The sequence below is a fragment of the Kocuria sp. U4B genome (assembly GCF_054875615.1).
Genome location: NZ_CM142180.1, coordinates 456276 through 472817, shown reverse-complemented (window position 1 = coordinate 472817; position 16542 = coordinate 456276). Strand labels below are relative to the sequence as shown.

Sequence of the window (16542 nt, the reverse complement as noted above, 5' to 3'; positions counted from 1 at the left end):
GTCACACAGCACGCGCCCGTGGGCTCATGTGGGTACGCTGAGACGGATCTTTTCCGGACACGTGGGGGCGTGAGCATGCTGAAGAAGCTGGGTGGACTCGGTGGTACGGCGACGGTACTGGCGCTGGCGACGGGTCTGGTGGCCCCGTCGACGGCGGTCGCGACAGGGGCGGCCTACGACATCGACTCCGCTTCGAGCCTGACCGTGGTGGTCAACAAGCACCGGCCGCTGGACCCGCCGAGCTACGTGCCGGACTACCTTGTCCGGGTCCAGACCGAGCACCTGCGCACCGAGGCCGCCGAGGCCTACCAGCGGATGGCCAGGGCCGCGGAGGTCGACGGGGTCAACCTCGTGGCCGTCAGCGGGTACCGTTCCTACGCCCACCAGGCCAGCCTCCACGACAGCTACGTGGCCCAGTACGGGCAGGCCACTGCTGACACCATCGCGGCCCGGCCCGGGCACAGCGAGCACCAGCTCGGGCTGGCCATGGACGTGGCCAACGCCGACGGGGCGTGCGCGCTGCAGGCCTGCTTCGAGGACACCCCGGTCGGGGCGTGGGTGGCTGAGCACGCCGGGGAGTACGGGTTCATCATCCGCTACCCCGAGGGCGAGGAGGCCGTCACCGGCTACACCTACGAGCCCTGGCACCTGCGCTATGTCGGTCCGGCGCTGGTGGAGGACCTGCAGGCGGCGGCAGAGGCCGACGCGCGGGTCAACACGCTGGAGGAGTTCTTCGGTCTCGAGCCGGCACCGGACTACCTGCCGTAGCCAGGTGGCCCCGGGACGCCGCAGACGGGTCCTGCTGGAGTCACCGTGACACGGCGTGAGCCGGTTGCGCGCTCGGAGGGTGGCGTCAGGGGTTCTCCCGCGGCCGGTTCCCGGACGCTTCGCCCTGCGGCGTCGCCGAGAGGTGCCAGGGCGTGTCGTGGGGCGGTCCCGGGCGTCCAGTGCCACGCCCCTGCCGAACCCGCTGGTTGGCTGCGGTGAGGCACCCGCTGACGACACCCAACTGAAGGGAGGGGGGCAGGGGAGCCGTCATGGGAGGAAGTCTCCACATCGGGCCGTCCGCGTGCGGGGTGCTCAGCCACGTCTCGGACGGAAGGGATCGGAGCACATCGACGCGATGGGGGGAGGTCGGCGGTCGGGGCGGTGCGCTGAGCGTGTGGGTGCCTCCGTGATGGTGCTGGGCGCCATTGCCGCTTCCCGGCCAAGCAGTTCACCGGTTCACCGGATGGGGTGCGTAGCATCGAGGTCAGTGTGAGGGTGAGTGGTGCCGCAAGTGCTGCGGTGGTTGGATCCTTTGCACCTGGTGCCTGGCTCATAGCCTCGATGCCGCTCCGTTGGGGCTGGCTGGCCATGGTTGTGCCGGCATCAGGTGTGAAGGACCGGTCGGCGTGGCTTGATAGGAGCGTGGCATCGCCCCCACTGAGAAGTGCCCGCCGACCGGCCCAACCGGTCACCTCACTGGGAAGGGAGGCACTCACCATGGTGATTGCCATCGGCGCGGACGTCCACAAGCATTCCCATACGTTCGTGGCCGTGGACGCGGCCGGCAAGCAGATCGGCCAGCTCACGGTCGCGGCCACGCACGCCGGTCACGAGAAGGCTTATCGGTGGGCGCGCACGGCGTTCATCGATCAAAGCCGGGTCTGGGGCATCGAGGACTGCCGGCACCTGTCGGGGATGCTCGAGCGGGACCTGCTGGCTCACGGTGAGCCGGTGGTGCGGGTGCCCACCAAGCTCATGGCCCGGCACCGGGCCTCGGCCCGGACCCGGGGCAAGTCGGATCCGATCGACGCGCTGGCGGTGGCCCGGGCCGTGGCGCGGGAGGAGGACCTGCCGAGGGCGGTCACCGACGAGCCCGCCCGGGAAGTGGCGCTGCTGGTGGCCCGCCGCGATGACCTCGTGGCCGAGCGCACCCGGGCGATCAACCGCCTGCGCTGGCACCTGCACGAGTTGGATCCCGAGCTCGATCCGGCCCCGCGGTCCCTGGACCGCGCCCGGGTGCGGACACAGATCCGGGGGTTCCTGGCCGGGCAGGTAGGCATCGTCGCGGAGATCGCCGGGCAGGTCCTGGCCGATGTGGAGCGGCTGTGTGAGGCCATCACCGGGCTGAGCGCACGGATCCGGGCCCTGGTACGGCTACGGGCACCGCAGTTGCTGGAGCTGCCCGGGTGCGGGGAGGTCAGCGCGGCGACGATCTACGCCGAGGTCGCCGGGGTGGGCCGGTTCCGTACCGAGGCGTGCTTCGCGATGGCCGCCGGGGTGGCCCCGATCCCGGTGTGGTCGGGCAAGACCGCCGGACGAGTACGACTGAATCGGGGTGGGAACCGACAGCTCAACTGCGCCCTGCACCGAATCGCGATCACCCAGATCCGCTTGCCAGGACCTGGCAAGGACTACTACGAACGGCTCAAAGCCAGTGGAAAGACCACCATGGAGGCTCTGCGCTGTATGAAACGCAAGATCGCCCGCGTGGTGTACTACCTCCTGATCCGCGATCAGGCGCAGAAGCCCCTGACCAACCAGCACATCGAATCCCCATCCTGCCTACCAACAGCTGCTTGACATAGGAGCAACCATGATCGCGTGGGCTCGTTATCCCTATGACGGCACTGTGGTTCTGGTCACCGGAGCCGGTTCCGGCATCGGCCAGGCCATTGCGCGGGCTTTCCTGGAGCAGGGAGCCAGCGTGTGCGTCACCGGCCGCCACGAACAACCACTGCGGGAGACGGTCGAGGGGTTCCCCGAGGAGCGGGTCCTGGTGCGCACCACCGATGTCGCCGACCGCGCCGAGGTCGAGGGGCTCGTCGCTGCGATCGCCGATCGCTTCGGTCGTCTGGACGTCGTCGTCAACAACGCCGGTGTGTTCGAGGGCGGGGAGATCGAGGACTACGACGACGCGGCGTGGGAGCGGATGCGCAGCATCAACCTCGACGCTGTGCTCTTCGTCGCCCGCGCCGCCGTGCCGTTGTTGAAGCAGTCCCGCGGAAACCTCGTGGCGATCTCCTCCGTGTCCGGCCTGCGCGGGGACTGGGGGCAGTTCGCCTACAACGCCACCAAGGGCGCGGTGAACGCCATGGTGCAGAGCCTGGCGCTGGATCTGGGGGCCTACGGAGTGCGCGCCAACGTCATCGCCCCGGCCTTCACCGCCACCCGTCTCACCCAGGACCGCCTGGACGATCCGGCCTTCGCCGCCGCCTTGCACAATCGGGTGGCACTGGGACGGGCTGCCACCCCGGAGGACGTCGCCCGTGCCGTCCTGTTCCTGGCCGGCCCCGACGCCGCTTACATCACGGGTGCGGTGATCCCCGTCGACGGGGGCACGACCGCCTCCACCGGTCAACCGCGGCCCCTCTGATGCACGGCAGGAGCCGGCCTGTGACGACGTAGTGCCAACACGTGCGGTGCTGATGCGGGGTCCGCCGGGAGCACGAGGACGACGGTTCCCCCACGGCGGCATGTCGAGCACGGTGCGGGGATCGAGGCCGCCGTCCGGGGTCCCTGGTCGGTCTGGCGTCCCCGCGCGCTCAGGAGCCGACCCTGTCGGGACCAGAGGCTCTCGGTGTCCGGCGCGGCCGTCCGCCACCGGGTGGTCTCAGCGACGGACGCCACCGTCCCCCGGGGTGTTCGCGGGACGATCGGCGGCGGTGATGGCCTACGAGGAAAGAGTCCCGACGGACGCAGGCCACCCTGGCCGTCACCATCATCGGCGCCCGGCGACTGCCGGTGGAGCTCATCGCACAGTGTGGCGCTTCCGTCTGCCCGGGAGCTGCCCGCTGCCGCGGTACTTCCGCTAGCCCACGGTGGGCACGGCTGTGGTGGGGATCCGGTCGCGGTCGTAGGTGATCTCGGTGTAGCCGTGCGGGGCCGGCCGGCCCTCGCGGTCCAGATTCACGAACACGATCTTGTCGATGGTCAGGATCAGGTCCCGGGTGATCATGTTCCGCACCTGCGCGCGCATGGTCAACGACGTCCGGCCGAAGCCGGTGGCGGTGAGACCCATCTCGATGATGTCGCCCTGCTCGGCGGAACTGACGAAGTTGATCTCCGACATGTACTTGGTCACGGCGCGCTGGTTGCCGAGCTGGACGATCGCGTAGATCGCGGCCTCCTCGTCGATCCAGCGCAGCAGGCTGCCGCCGAAGAGGGTGCCGTTGGCGTTGAGGTCTTCGGGCTTGACCCACTTGCGGGTACGGAAGGAGATGTCCTGGGGTTCCATGGTCGTTCCTATGTCGAGGGGCGGGGGTGGGCGCACCACAGGTGGAGGCCGTGCGCGATGACACGGTGAGGGCGTCGGGCTGCCCCCACCTCGAGATCCTGCAGCTCACCACATTATGAGATGAGTTCTTGGAAGTACCGTGGCACCCGCTCCGCGGGCTCACCCCTCATGTCGCGCGCTGGTGATGGAGGAGCAGCAGCCGCGCGTAGCCGTCCGTGAGCCGGTCGATGAGGTCGACCTTCGTGTACTCGTGCTCGGAGATCCAGCGCACGGTGTGGAGGGCCCTCCCGTCGTACTCCACAGCAGGCGGCAGCTGGCCCCGCCCGTGGGGCGGTTCCACCTGCAGGATCCAGGCATCCAGGTCCTTCTGCGGCGTCGGGTCGTGGACCTGCCTGCGTGCCCACAGCCGGCCGTCCGTGCCGACGACCACGCCGCGAACCACGTGCCACCCGTAACCGCATCTGACCATGGAGAACGCCTGGCCGATTACGGGGTAGGACTTGGCGCCCGGTGGGGCGTACACGAGTCTGGCCGGCTTCAGACCTTCTGCGCGCAGCAGCTCGCTGGCCTCGATCGCGACCTGCCGAACGTCTGCCAAGGCCTGTTGCAGACCCAGCCCTCGAGCCTCGCCATCCCATGCGGCTCGACGGGGCGAGTCCGGCTCGTTCGTCCCCGGGGCAGCCGCCCGAGCGCGCAACTCGTCCTCGATGCCCATGCAACCTCCCTACCTCGGTGGCCATGAGTCTATGTGCCCCACCTCACTCACGGAGCGGCCGTGGCCCGCTGGCACGCGTGTGACCCCGGCGGCCCTTGGCTACGGGCTGGCCGCCAGCGTGGCGGTGGAGCCGGACCGGCACCAGCTCGACGCCGCGGTCACCGCGCTGCCCAGGACCTCCTGGATGGTGGGCGCGGTGAGGGCCGTTCGTAGGGGTGGACGCCGTTCCGTCTGCCCGGACCCGGCAGGGGGCGCCCTTCCCGGCGCACCCTCCGGCACGTCGGCTCCCGGGGCCGCAGCAGGACGGGCCCTGCAGGGCTGCACGGAGCCGATGGGTGGGGCAGCACTGCAGGAGAGGGCTTCGTGGGGATCAGGAATCATTAGGGTTTTTTCAGGAAGCCACGGGTACCTGTCGTCCCATGTACACTTCTCCGTTTCGTCTCATCAACGCCGCCGCCTCTGCCACCGCGCGACTGCGCTCCCGCGCCATTCACGACGAGCACGTGAGCGTGGACGCGGTGGTGGTCCTGGACGCCTTGATCGATCACTTCCTCGAGGAGGCACCCCACCTGGATCTGGCTGCCCTGGCCGTGGAGCACCAGCTCACCGGTGAGCGCCTTCAAGGTGCCCTGCAGGTGCTGGAAGCCCAGGGGTACCTGCGCGAGCTCACCACCCACGCCTGGGCGGCGTTCGACCTGCGGGCGGCCGCTGCGCCTCGGGCGGCCTGAACACCCGCCTGCCTCATCCGGGACAGTCCTGGTGAGGGCGGCCAGGGCCTGTCCCGCGAACCACTGACGAGGCTGGTGGACCGGTGGGATGGTCGGTCGTGGGAAACTGACGAACACCGCGCGGGCGCGGATCGAGCCATTGCTACCGGTTTCGAACGGGGGTGGGCAGTGGCGGGATCACCGCCAGGTGCTCCACGGGATCGAAGTGGAAGCTGCGCACCGGTGCTCCGTGGCGGGATCCGCCCGAGCGCTGCGGGCCGTGGTAGACCGCCCATGAACGCCTTCGCAAGTGGGCCATGGACGGCACGTGGGAACGACTTCTAACCCACGTCGTGGCTCTTGCTGAGGCCACAGGGGCCGTGGAGTGGATCGTCAGTGTGGACTCGACCGCGGCGCGGGCCTACCAGCACGCGGCAGGGGCCTGCAGAAAGGGGGCTGTGCTCCCGCGGTCGAGGCCCTGGTGGTCGAGGGCGAAGGGCTCGGTCGCTCTCGAGGCGGGCTCAGCAGCAAAATCCATCTGGCCACCGACGGGCGCGGTCTGCCGATGTGCGCGGTGCTCACCGGGGCAGGCCGGGGACGACCCGCAGCGGCTGCCCGTCCTCGAGGGAATTCGCGTTCCCCGGCTCGGTCCCGGCCGGCCACGGACCCGGCCCGAGGCGCTGTACCGGGGCCGGAACCTGATCGAGCGGTGCATCAATAGGCTCAAGCGGTTCCGCGACCCGACCACCCGCGTTCGCCTTGCGCCGCCTACTACCGCGCCGAGCTGATGCTCGCCACGGTGCTGTGGGGCCGTGCTCGGCGGTGGCACCTTGTGGTTCCTGATCCTAGTGCTCGTCGAACTGCGGCACAGGAGATGGCTCGGCCCAGTCGGGACCGAACACCAGGAAATGCTCCCACGGGAACCCCTGCCGCACCGTGCGCAGCACGGCCGTGCACGCGGCCGTGCAGCTCTCGTCCCTCTTGGGGGTGAGTCAGTTTCTGAGCGCGACCCGGGCTGGAAACAGACAAGTTCTCGCAACGCCCGAGAACAGGACATTTCTGCCCGGAATCACAGGACAGGTCCTAGGCCATGTCCTGTGAATGTCGCGAGGGGACGGAGAGTCCGGCAACGTCCTAGGTGTACCCGGGCAGGAGATTGGTAGCGCGGTGTTGACGTGAGGAGAGCCTCCGGGTGGGGTGTGGCTTGTCGAAGGCCCACATCCACCACGGAGGCTCCCATGTCCCACGGTAATGCCCGCACCACCGTCCACGGCAGGCTCCTGATCGTGCAGCGCCACCAGGCCGGGATGCCCAAGGCGCACATCGCCGCGGCCATGGGTGTGTCCCGCAAGTGCGTGGCGACCTGGATCGCCCGCTACGAGCACGAGGGTGAGGCCGGCCTGCACGACCGGTCCTGTCGCCCGCACACCACCCCGACCCGCACCCGGCCCGAGGTCGAGCAGCAGGTGCTGGCGCTGCGCCGCACCACCCGGCGGGGTCAGGACTGGCTCGGCCCCGAGCTGGGACTGGCCCCGCGCACGGTGGGGCGGATTCTGCGCCGCCACCGGGTCCCGTACCTGCGGGAGCTGGACCGACTCACCGGCCAGCTCATCCGGGCCTCGAAGGCCACCGCGGTGCGCTACGAACGCGACCGGCCCGGGGAGCTGGTGCACATGGATGTGAAGAAGCTCGGCCGGATCCGAAGACGGCGGCGGCTGGCGGGCGATCGGCCGCGCCCAGGGCAGCCTCACTCGGGACCACGGCACCCGGGTCGGGTTCGACTACGTTCACTCACTGGTCGATGACCATTCCAGACTGGCGTACTCCGAGATCCTGGCCGATGAGAAGGGCGCCACGTGCGCGGGGTTCCTGGCCCGGGCCGCGGCCTATTTCGCCGACTGCGGGATCGAGAAGATCCAGCGGGTGATGACCGACAACGCCTGGGCCTACCGCCATTCCACGGCCGTGCGCGAGGTCATCACTACCCTGGGCGCCAAGCAGGTGTTCATCCGCCCGCACTGCCCCTGGCAGAACGGGAAGGTGGAGCGGTTCAACCGCACCCTGGCCACTGAGTGGGCCTACCGGCAGGTCTTCACCAGCAACGACGAACGCGGCGCTGCTCTTGCCCCGTGGGTCGAGCACTACAACACTGGCAGGCGTCACAGCGCACTCGAAGGCCACCCACCGATCAGCCGCCTGCGACCAACCCAGTGACCGGGTACACCTAGGGCGTGGCTTCTCATGGGTCTGCCACTGTGGCACACGCTGTGACGGGAGGAGCCTTCTCGTTTCCTGAGCAGTGCTGGGACCCTCTGAAAGGGGGATCGACATGACCGACGCCGGCGGACGTTTCCTCCACGAACTGTCCATGATCGAGCGCGCTCAGCCGCACGGGCTGATCGTCGGTATCACGATGGGCGATGTGGCCCCCCGGGTGCAGTGCGTGGCCGGGCCGACGGTGACGATCCCCGTGGGCGCCGACCGGTCCCGGATCACCGAGCTGCTGTCGGAGGTCACCGGGCCGCTGGTTCCGCCTTTCCCCGGGGAGCCGCAGACCTACCCGGACGCCCCGACCCCGGAGCAGCTGTGGGCCGAGCTGCTGGACGACCTGGGCGCCTATCTCCCCGACCTTCCCCACGCCGACCCGCACCTGCGGCTGGTGGCCGTCCACCGTCAGGGACTGACCGCCAGCATCCACGTCACCAACCGCGTGCGTCAGCTCGTCCACACGGTGCCCCTGGACAGTCAGGAGATGCCGGCGGCGGTGACGGTCGACATCGCCCGCGTCTTCCCCACCGACTCCGCAGCGGCGAGCTGAGCCCCTTCACCGGCCACGAGTTCGACCGGGGCGGCCTCCTGCAGTGCTCGAGCGCGGGTGATGCGGACCGGCCAGGGGATTCCCTGGAAGCTTCACGCCTGGCCGTGGGAGGGGACGGAACAGTCAGTCAGCCTCCACCCTCGCAAACCCGCTCAGCCATTCACAGGACAGGGCCTAGGTCGCACGTGTCCTCGGCATGTCCCGGGTCAGTCTCTATCGGCGCATCCGCGAACATCCGTCGACGGTGGCCTGACGGCTCGGGTGGTGGCGTGAAGGGCTCCCGTGGGACCGGGCGGTGGGTCCTCGGGGGTTCCGCCGAACGGTTCGGCAGGTTCGACATGGGTGCGCTCCTCCCCAGTCGCTGTGGACCACGGGGCGGCGACGCTGTGGTGCCCACTGTTGTGAAGGCCGACCGCACTGGTCGTGGGACTTCGCAACGGGTACCCGCAGCCTGAAGGACTCTGCTGATGGCCACCGGTCCCCACAGGTCGGCGCACCCCGAGAAGGACCTGGCTTCCCGGGGTGCGTCACCTGATCTTCGTGGGTGTCCGCCCGCTTCGGTGGCTTGACGCTCAGGAGGCGTTGAGGGACTCCTGCTCCGCGCCCGTCAGGGCGGCCTGCTCCTGGAACGTCTCGGTGACCCAGTCGGCGATGAAGGAGCTGACGTGGGGGAAGTGGTCCAGGCCGATGTGCTCGGCCGCCCCTTCCTCCTTCGTGAAGATCCGCAGCTCGCGCTTGGGGCTGTTGACGGCCTGGTCGTAGGAGCGGTGGGCGTACTCCAGGGGGATCTGCCGGTCGTTCTCCCCGTGGGCGATGAGGAAGGGCACGGTGATGTTCTCCACGACCCCGTCGAGGTGGACGCCGTCGGCGAAGTCGATGAACTCCTCCAGGTCGTCGTAGCCCCACACCCACAGCACGTGCTCCCAGTAGTGGGGTACGGGGCGTTCGCCCTCCCGCTGCAGGCGGCGGCGCTGGACCGCCCCCCAGTCGTGGTTGGCTCCCCAGGCCACGACCAGGGCCAGGCGGTTCTCGAAGGCGGCCGCCCGGGGGGCGTAGTAGCCGCCCAGGGACCAGCCGACCAGACCGATCCGGGCCGGGTCGACGTCCTCGCGGGCCTGCAGATAGTCCACGCAGGCGGTGGCCCACTCCTCGGAGTCGATCTGGGAGGTCAGCCCCTGCAGGCGCAGGGCCTCACCCGTGCCGGGGGTGTCCACCATCAGGGTGGAGATGCCCCGGGCGGCCATCTCGGCCGGGAAGGGCGAGACGTACATGTGCTCCTTGGTGGAGTCCAGGCCGTTGAACATGATCATCACCGGGGCGGGGCCGTTCGCGGTGGCCGGGGCCTGGGTGAAGTAGGCCGGCAGGGTGGTGTCGCGGAAGGGCACCGCCACGCGGGTGGTGGCCGGATCCGCCAGGGCGAAGGCACGCTCCATGAGGTCCAGGCAGCGGCGGTAGGTGTCCCGGCGTACCGGGGAGCTGGCCGGCTGCATCCGCTCGGCGGTGATGAGGTAGTTGGCGGCCCGCGCGTAGGTCTGCCCCGCGGTGCGGGTGCGCCCGGCGGCCTCCAGCTCCTGGGCCTGGCCGACGAGCTGGTCGACCAGGCCCGTCCACACGGCCAGGAAGTCCTCGGTGCCGGCGTCCTCGCCGCGGGTGGCGGCCTCGCGCAGGGGTCGGCAGGCGCGGTCGATCTCGTCGATGAGACCGCCGCTGTTGAGCGCGCCGGCCACGGCGAAGCTCCAGACGTAGTTGCCGGGGAAGTACTCGAACACAGCAGATCCTTTCGTGATGACTGGGAAACCGGGGTCAGCCGGGGAGGACGGCCGACCAGCCGCCGTCGACCATGAGGTTGGCGCCGGTGACGTAGGAGGCCTCCTCGGAGGCCAGGAACAGCGCGCAGGCGGCGACCTCCTCCGGGGCGCCGATCCGGCCCAGGGGAATGTGGCCGGCGATGGCGCGCATGGGGTGGTGCCCGGCGAGCAGGTCGGCCTCCGTGGCGGGGGTGCGGATCATGCCGGGGCTGACGCAGTTGACCCGGATGCCGGCCGGGGCGCCCTCGGCGGCCAGCTGCCGGGTCATGGCCACCACCGAGCCCTTGGTCGCGGTGTGGGCCAGCCGGGCGTTGGTCGTCGAGCCGGTCACCCCGGCGGTGGAGCCCACCAGCACCACCGCCGACCGTACCGCGGCCGCCAGCAGGGGCCAGAAGGAGCGGACGGGGAGGAAGACGACGTCGACCTCGTGGCGGAAGTTCCACCGCCAGTCGGCGTAGGAGATCTCCTCCACGGGGGCGAAGCGGGTGGCGGCGGCGTTGGCGTAGAGCACGTCCACCCGCCCGTGAGCCGCACCGACCTCCTCCGCCCAGGCGGCCACGGCGGACTCGTCGGTGAGGTCGACCAGCCGGGCGTCATCGGCCGCCCCGCCCTCGGCGCGGACGGCGGCGACGGTGGCTGCCGCGCCGTCCAGGTCGAGGTCGCAGCCGACCACGGTGGCGCCCTCCCGGGCGAAGGCGAGGGCGGCGGTCCGGCCCTGGCCGGAGGCGGTGCCGGTGATCACCGCGACCTTGCCCGTCAGGCGTCCGCTCGGGCCCATGGGGGTCATGTGTGCTCCCGCCGGTGTGCGGCCGGGGTCCCGGTCACCGGTGCGGTGACCGGGACCGCGATGCGAGTGGCCATGGTTCAGCCGCGTCCCTGGACGGCGTAGGGGTTGAGGATCGCGGCCTTCATCTCCTCCGAGGCGCCCTCCTCGGTGGCGGTGAACCCCTCGGCGTGGGGGAAGGACTCGGTCATCGAGTGCGGCATCGCCCCGTTGCGGTAGAAGTTGTTCGAGCCCTCGGAGGGCTTCCAGGTGCTGGCCTGCCAGTCGGGCACGTAGTTGCGGTAGCCCCCGGAGTTCAGCTCCACCCGCAAGCTGGAGGGCTCGCGGAAGTACAGGAAGTTCTGCTCCCCGATGCCGTGGATGGAGGGCCCGTACTCCATCGGGGTGCCATGCTCCATGAGCACGTCGGCGGTGCGCAGCAGGTCCTCGTGGGTGTCCACCCAGAAGGCGATGTGGTTGACCCGCCCGGCCCGCTCGGAGGTGTCCAGCACCACGCCGAGGTCGTGGGACTTCTCGTTGGTGGTCAGCACGGAGAAGACGGTCACCGGGGCCTCGTCGAGCTCGGTGAAGGCCATGGTGCGGAAGCCCAGGGTCCCGGAGTACCAGGCCGCGAAGGACCGCACGTCGGAGGTGGCCACGGTGACGTGGTCCAGGAACCGCGGGGCCGCGGCGTGGGCGCTGCGCTTCTCGGGGCGGTCCGGGTAGATCGAGGCGAACTCCGCCGGGGCCACGTACTTCTCGACCTCCCACACCAGGCGCATGGGGTGGCCGAAGGGCCCGGTGAACTCGTAGGCCCGCCCGTAGCCGTACCCGCCCTCCGACCATTCGCCGTGCACGCCGGCGGCCTCCACACGGGCGGCGGCCGCCTCCAGGGCCTCGGGGGAGGTGGTGCGCCAGGCCATCCGGTGCAGGGACGGCTCAGTACCGGGGACGACGACGAGGCTGTAGGTGTCGTAGTCCCCCCAGCAGCGCAGGTAGACCCGGCCGTCGGCGCGGTGGACCTCGCGCAGGCCGAACTTGTGCACGTAGAAGGCCGCGGAGGCCTCGACGTCGGGGCTGGTGATCTCGAGGTGGCTCAGGTGGGCCAGGAGCTTCTCCACGGTGGGGACCTTTCGTCCGAAGGGGTCGGGGACCGGCTGTGATCCTGACCACCATCGTGGAGGTGCCCACTGTCCGGGGGAATCGGCATCTGCGCATATCAGCTATCCACGCGGCGGATGCCCTCAGGGCATGGGCGGTGATCGGTCGCTGCCGAGGAGGGTTCGGCGCGGCCCGATGTGTCCGTCCGCAGCGGCGGTGGGATCAGGGTGCTGGGTGCGATCCAGATGGTGGATACCTGGCATCCATCGGCCGCGGGGGTTCTGCTGCTGGGATCACCACGATGAGGAGCAACACAACGACAGGTTCGTAGCGACGGGAAGAACCCGCCATGAACGGGCAGCCGGCGTTCCGTCATCCCACAGGGCCGGGGACCGACCTGACCGGCCGGGTGGTCGTGGTGACAGGCGCCGGCGGTGGTCAGGGTCTGGCCGAGGTGCGGATGCTCGCGGCGGCCGGCGCCCACGTGCTGGCCGCGGACCTGGCCGCTGAACCGTCCAGGGCACTGCGGGAGGTGATGGCCTCGCACGACGGCGCCGTGGTGTACCTGCGGCTCGACGTCGCCGACCCCGAGGGGTGGGCTGCCCTGGCGCACTACGCGGACCGGGAGTGCGGGCGGATCGACGGGCTGGCCAACAACGCCGGCATCACCCGGTGGTCCCGGCTGCTGAAGGCCACCCCGTCCGATCCGGTGGCGGTGGCCGACGTCAACGTCGCCGGGCCCCTGCGGGGCATCCAGGCCTGCGTGCCGCTGATGGGCCGGGGCGCCTCGATCGTCAACGTGGGCTCGGTCGCGGCCCTGACCGGGCACTACCCGGTGGCCTACACCGCCAGCAAGTGGGCGCTGCGCGGGCTGTCGGCGGCGGCCGCCACGGAGCTGGGACCGCGCGGGATCCGGGTCAACACGGTCCATCCCGGGTTCATCGGGACTCCCATGACCGCCGAGGCGAACCCGGCCTTCCGGGAGGCCACGGTGGCCGAGACGCCCCTGGGACACAGGGGGACCCCCGAGGAGGTGGCCGCCGTCGTGGCCTTCCTGCCGAGCCCTCTGGCCGCCTTCGTCACCGGCGCGGAGATCCCGGTCGACGGCGGGCAGAGCGGGCACGGCGGGGCGAAGTCGATGTCCGACGCCCTGCGCTGAGCCCACCGGTCGGCCCGCCCGGCTCGGTGAGGTCAGTCGCGGGCCGCTGCCTCGATCCGCACCGGGTGGGCCTCGAGCAGCGGCTCGCCCAGGTCCTGGACGGCTCGTTGCATCAGCGACCGCAGCCACAGGTTGGCAGGGTCGGCCGTCTGCAGGGGGTGCCAGTACATGGCTTCCACCAGCGGGACCTCCAGCTCCGCGGCGAACTCCACCACGGCGATGCCTTCCGACCGTGCCGCGCGGGCCGCCAGCAGGCGTGGCACCAGGGCCACCAGATCGGTGCCCTCCACGACCGTGGGCAGGGCCTGGAGGCCGGCGACCCGGGCCGCGATCGCCGGGGACTGCCCCATGCGCTGGAAGAACTGCATGGGGGGCGTCACGATGCTGCCCCCGAACTCGCCCACCGCCTGGGGCGCGGTGGCGATGTCGTGCACCGTGAGTGCCGGTCGCTGCAGGAGGGGATTGGCAGGGTCCAGGACGACGACGAACTCGTCGCGGAACAGCTGCCGGGAGCTGCCGCCCAGGTCGAAGCCCATGGGACCCACCAGCAGGTCGATGTCGCCGAAGGCTTCCAGGCCGGGACGCAGCCGGGACCGGGAGGTGGGCACGAAGTCCACGGTGATGCCCGGGGCCTCGGCGGCGATGCGGGCGCGCAGGTGGCGGATGAGCACCCCGGTGACGTAGTCCGAGGCCGCCAGGACAAAGGTGCGGTCGCTGGCGGCCGGATCGAACTCCGTGCGCAGCTGCATGGCCTCCTGCACGTCGGCCAGGGCCTGGTCCACCCGCGGGGCCAGGGCCTGGGCGAAGGGGGTGAGGGCGTAGCCGCGCCCGGCCCGCACCAGCAGTTCGTCGTTGAAGTGGCGCCGGAGCCGGGACAGCGCCGCACTCATGGCCGGCTGGCTCAGGTGCATCCGCTCCGCCGCCCTCGAGACGTTGCGCAGCTCCAGCAGCGCCTGCAGGGACGGGAGCAGGTTGAGGTCGACGTCCTTCATGCTGCGATCATGCCCTGTTCCCCTGGTCTCACCGGTGCGCCGCCGCGGATGCCCGGGCCGTGGGTGCGCCGGCGCGGGCCCGGCCGCGGCGGCGGGCCCGCGCCGCCGGGATGCGGTCGCTGCGCCGGGCCCCGATCGTGTTCTCGATCTCCCCGATGCCCTCCACGACCAGGCGCACCCGATCGCCCTCGACCAGCGGCGGCGGGACCAGGTCGCCGTGGCGGCCCCACAGCTCCGCCAGGCAGCCCCGGCCGGACGTCCCGGAGCCGAGCACGTCCCCGGGGACCACGCGGGAGTCCTGGGAGGCGTAGGCGACCAGCTCCGCGAAGGGCCAGCCCATGTGCGCCAGGGAGTCCGTGCCCAGCGGCTCGTCGTCGACGTAGGCGGTCATCGCCAGGTCGAGGAACCCCTCGGCGTCGTGGCGGTCGGTGAACTCGTCGGCGGTGACGATCCACGGGCCCAGGGTGGAGGCGAAGTCCTTGCCCTTGCACGGGCCCAGCCGCACCTTCATCTCCCGCGCCTGCACGTCGCGGGCGGACCAGTCGTTGAGGATCGTGTAGCCGAAGATCATCCGGTGCGCCTGCCCCGGGTCCAGGTCGGTGCCGGTGAGCCCGTCGACAGTCCCGAGGACGACGGCGACCTCGGTCTCCAGGTCCATCCGGGAGCACCCGGCCGGCACCGGGATCGTCTCCCCGGTGGCCCGGATCGTGTGCGGGTTGGTGAAGTAGAAGGTGGGGGCCTCGTACCACTCCGGAACGACCTCGCCGGCCCCGTCGATGCTGGCGGTGACGCCCTCCACGTGCTCCTCGAAGGTCACGAAGTCCCGCACCGTGCGCGGCTCGAGAGGGGCCAGCAGTCGCACCTGGTCCAGGGCGGGGGCGTCCACCGGGGCGTCGGCGACGGTGCGGGCGGCCAGTTGCAGGGTCGCCTTCAGACCGGCGTCGAACAGGTCCTGCGGGGTGGTGGCTCCGGGCAGGGCCAGGCAGCGGCCCTCGTGGACGAACCCGGTGCGCACGGCACCGTCCTGGGCCCAGCGGGCGATCGTGACCATGGTGCTGTCCTTTCGGTGATCGGGGAGGATGCGGTGAAGCCTTGCGGCGTGGGCGTGGTCCTCACACCGGTACCTTGACCGTGCTGGCGACCAAGTGCATGAGGCCCGGGACGTCGGCGTCCTGCCTGCCCTCGAGCATCCACTGGCCCAGCTGCACCGAGGCCTCCACCACGGTCTTCGCCCGCGGCAGGCGGCGCTGCCAGTAGCGAGTGAGCACCTCCTCGTCGAAGGCTCCCGCCCGGAGGATCTCGTCGGCCAGCACGGCGGAGTCCTCCACGGCCATGGCCGCGCCCTGGGCGATGGTGGGCGGGCAGCTGTGGGCGGCGTCCCCGAGCAGCGCCACCCGGCCGCGATGCCAGGGGCCGTCCACCAGGTGGGTGGTGAAGTGGGTGTAGTTGACGTTGGCGTGCTCGTCCAGCCGAGCCCGGATCTGGCGCCAGGGCCCGCCGTAGGCGCTCGCCAGCTCGGCCATGATCCGCGGCCCGTCGTGGACGTCGCGCTCCTGGGCGTCCTCCACCAGGTAGGCGTACATGGTGTCCGGGCCGGTGGGGCAGTAGCCGGCGATGTAGGCCGGCCCCCCGTAGATCAGGTCCGTGCGCGTCACCTCGGCCGGGCGCGGCACGAACGCCCGCCAGATGCCCATGCCGGTGCGGCGCGGCTTGTCGGTGACCCCGATGGCGGGCCGCACCGTGGAGTTTAGCCCGTCGGCACCCACCAGCAGGTCGTAGGTCAGTGTCTGCCCGGCGGCCGTGGTGACGGACACGGCGTCCCCGGCCTGTTCGAGCCCGGTGACGGCGGTCCCGTAGCGGATGACGGCTCCGGCCTCCTGGGCGCGCCGGCGCAGCATGGCGGCCAGCTCGGGCCGGGGCATGCCCAGGGTGGCGGGCAGGTCCTCCCCGCCCACGCGCACGTCGTCGAGCACCGCGATGACGGTGGCGTCGGGGTCGGGGGCCCGCAGCCCCAGGGTGTTGAAGGGATAGCCCTTGTCCGCCAGCTGCGGCCACAGGCCCAGGTCACGGAGGATGCGCAGGGCGTTGCCCTGCAGGGTGATGCCGGAGCCCAGGGTGGAGGGTCCCTCGGCCTTCTCCAGCACCTCGATGTCGAGGCCGGCGTCGGCCAGGAGGGCGGCCAGGGTGAGTCCGCCGGCGCCGGATCCGACGACGCCGATCTTCTGGACTGCGGGCATGGTGGTGGTCCTTCCGGGAC

The 16542-nt window shown here is 71.0% G+C and carries 14 protein-coding genes and 2 pseudogenes; 8 read left to right on the top strand and 8 right to left on the bottom strand.

Going from position 1 to position 16542, the window contains the following annotated elements:
• Nucleotides 1-75: 75 nt before the first annotated feature.
• From ACYSMR_RS02180 to budC, 3 genes are all read left to right on the top strand, one after another.
• Nucleotides 76-768: a M15 family metallopeptidase gene (locus tag ACYSMR_RS02180; protein ID WP_461747238.1), complete on the top strand. Its 693-nt coding sequence runs from the start codon at nt 76-78 to the stop codon at nt 766-768.
• Between the two features lie 717 nt (nt 769-1485).
• Nucleotides 1486-2568 (top strand): IS110 family RNA-guided transposase, encoded by a 1083-nt coding sequence (locus ACYSMR_RS02175; RefSeq protein ID WP_461746071.1) that lies wholly within the window; start codon nt 1486-1488, stop codon nt 2566-2568.
• 13 nt (nt 2569-2581) lie between these two features.
• A complete protein-coding gene (gene budC, locus ACYSMR_RS02170) occupies nt 2582-3361 on the top strand; it encodes a meso-2,3-butanediol dehydrogenase (protein WP_309126712.1) in 780 nt (259 codons plus the stop codon).
• Between the two features lie 435 nt (nt 3362-3796).
• On the opposite strand, the gene ACYSMR_RS02165 is transcribed toward budC, so the two are convergent.
• Entirely contained in the window at nt 3797-4222 is a 426-nt protein-coding gene (locus ACYSMR_RS02165; protein WP_309126713.1) for an acyl-CoA thioesterase, read from the bottom strand.
• A 166-nt stretch (nt 4223-4388) separates the two neighbouring features.
• A complete protein-coding gene (locus tag ACYSMR_RS02160) occupies nt 4389-4820 on the bottom strand; it encodes a hypothetical protein (protein WP_461747237.1) in 432 nt (143 codons plus the stop codon).
• A gap of 536 nt (nt 4821-5356) precedes the next feature.
• Between ACYSMR_RS02160 and ACYSMR_RS02155 the strand changes: the two genes are divergently transcribed.
• From ACYSMR_RS02155 to ACYSMR_RS02140, 4 genes and pseudogenes are all read left to right on the top strand, one after another.
• A complete protein-coding gene (locus tag ACYSMR_RS02155; RefSeq protein WP_461747236.1) occupies nt 5357-5665 on the top strand; it encodes a hypothetical protein in 309 nt (102 codons plus the stop codon).
• Nucleotides 5666-6882: 1217 nt separating this feature from the next.
• A pseudogene (locus ACYSMR_RS02150) lies at nt 6883-7858 on the top strand (IS481 family transposase).
• Nucleotides 7859-7973: 115 nt separating this feature from the next.
• Nucleotides 7974-8462, top strand: a complete 489-nt coding sequence (locus ACYSMR_RS02145) for a hypothetical protein (RefSeq protein ID WP_461747235.1) — start codon at nt 7974-7976, stop codon at nt 8460-8462.
• Nucleotides 8463-8640: 178 nt separating this feature from the next.
• Nucleotides 8641-8715: pseudogene (locus ACYSMR_RS02140) on the top strand (helix-turn-helix domain-containing protein); the annotation flags it as partial.
• 319 nt (nt 8716-9034) lie between these two features.
• Here ACYSMR_RS02140 and ACYSMR_RS02135 read toward each other — a convergent pair.
• The 3 genes from ACYSMR_RS02135 to ACYSMR_RS02125 form a co-directional block, all read right to left on the bottom strand.
• Nucleotides 9035-10231 carry an alpha/beta hydrolase family protein gene (locus tag ACYSMR_RS02135; protein WP_461747234.1) on the bottom strand — a complete coding sequence of 399 codons (1197 nt, stop codon included), beginning with the start codon at nt 10229-10231 and terminating at the stop codon, nt 9035-9037.
• A 34-nt stretch (nt 10232-10265) separates the two neighbouring features.
• On the bottom strand, nt 10266-11057 hold the full coding sequence (locus ACYSMR_RS02130; RefSeq protein ID WP_461747233.1) for an SDR family NAD(P)-dependent oxidoreductase: 792 nt from the start codon (nt 11055-11057) through the stop codon (nt 10266-10268).
• A 77-nt stretch (nt 11058-11134) separates the two neighbouring features.
• Nucleotides 11135-12154, bottom strand: coding sequence for a VOC family protein (locus tag ACYSMR_RS02125; protein WP_461747232.1), 1020 nt, complete (start codon nt 12152-12154; stop codon nt 11135-11137).
• 329 nt (nt 12155-12483) lie between these two features.
• On the opposite strand from ACYSMR_RS02125, the gene ACYSMR_RS02120 reads away from it, so the two are divergent.
• Nucleotides 12484-13293: an SDR family NAD(P)-dependent oxidoreductase gene (locus ACYSMR_RS02120; protein ID WP_461747231.1), complete on the top strand. Its 810-nt coding sequence runs from the start codon at nt 12484-12486 to the stop codon at nt 13291-13293.
• Nucleotides 13294-13325: 32 nt separating this feature from the next.
• Here the strand turns inward: ACYSMR_RS02120 and ACYSMR_RS02115 are convergent, their stop codons facing one another.
• The 3 genes from ACYSMR_RS02115 to ACYSMR_RS02105 all read right to left on the bottom strand — a co-directional run bounded on the left by ACYSMR_RS02115 (nt 13326) and on the right by ACYSMR_RS02105 (nt 16522).
• On the bottom strand, nt 13326-14285 hold the full coding sequence (locus ACYSMR_RS02115; RefSeq protein ID WP_461747230.1) for a LysR family transcriptional regulator: 960 nt from the start codon (nt 14283-14285) through the stop codon (nt 13326-13328).
• Nucleotides 14286-14313: 28 nt separating this feature from the next.
• Nucleotides 14314-15336 (bottom strand): fumarylacetoacetate hydrolase family protein, encoded by a 1023-nt coding sequence (locus ACYSMR_RS02110; RefSeq protein WP_461747229.1) that lies wholly within the window; start codon nt 15334-15336, stop codon nt 14314-14316.
• Nucleotides 15337-15397: 61 nt separating this feature from the next.
• A complete protein-coding gene (locus ACYSMR_RS02105) occupies nt 15398-16522 on the bottom strand; it encodes an FAD-dependent monooxygenase (RefSeq protein WP_461747228.1) in 1125 nt (374 codons plus the stop codon).
• Nucleotides 16523-16542 lie beyond the last annotated feature (20 nt).

Excerpts from the sequence above, each read along its gene's own strand:
- ACYSMR_RS02180 (WP_461747238.1), top strand. The coding sequence starts at position 76 with ATGCTGAAGAAGCTGGGTGGACTCGGTGGTACGGCGACGGTACTGGCG.
- ACYSMR_RS02165 (WP_309126713.1), bottom strand. The coding sequence starts at position 4,222 with ATGGAACCCCAGGACATCTCCTTCCGTACCCGCAAGTGGGTCAAGCCC.
- ACYSMR_RS02105 (WP_461747228.1), bottom strand. The coding sequence starts at position 16,522 with ATGCCCGCAGTCCAGAAGATCGGCGTCGTCGGATCCGGCGCCGGCGGA.
- ACYSMR_RS02175 (WP_461746071.1), top strand. The coding sequence starts at position 1,486 with ATGGTGATTGCCATCGGCGCGGACGTCCACAAGCATTCCCATACGTTC.
- ACYSMR_RS02155 (WP_461747236.1), top strand. The coding sequence starts at position 5,357 with ATGTACACTTCTCCGTTTCGTCTCATCAACGCCGCCGCCTCTGCCACC.
- ACYSMR_RS02110 (WP_461747229.1), bottom strand. The coding sequence starts at position 15,336 with ATGGTCACGATCGCCCGCTGGGCCCAGGACGGTGCCGTGCGCACCGGG.
- ACYSMR_RS02115 (WP_461747230.1), bottom strand. The coding sequence starts at position 14,285 with ATGAAGGACGTCGACCTCAACCTGCTCCCGTCCCTGCAGGCGCTGCTG.
- ACYSMR_RS02145 (WP_461747235.1), top strand. The coding sequence starts at position 7,974 with ATGACCGACGCCGGCGGACGTTTCCTCCACGAACTGTCCATGATCGAG.
- ACYSMR_RS02120 (WP_461747231.1), top strand. The coding sequence starts at position 12,484 with ATGAACGGGCAGCCGGCGTTCCGTCATCCCACAGGGCCGGGGACCGAC.
- budC (WP_309126712.1), top strand. The coding sequence starts at position 2,582 with ATGATCGCGTGGGCTCGTTATCCCTATGACGGCACTGTGGTTCTGGTC.
- ACYSMR_RS02130 (WP_461747233.1), bottom strand. The coding sequence starts at position 11,057 with ATGACCCCCATGGGCCCGAGCGGACGCCTGACGGGCAAGGTCGCGGTG.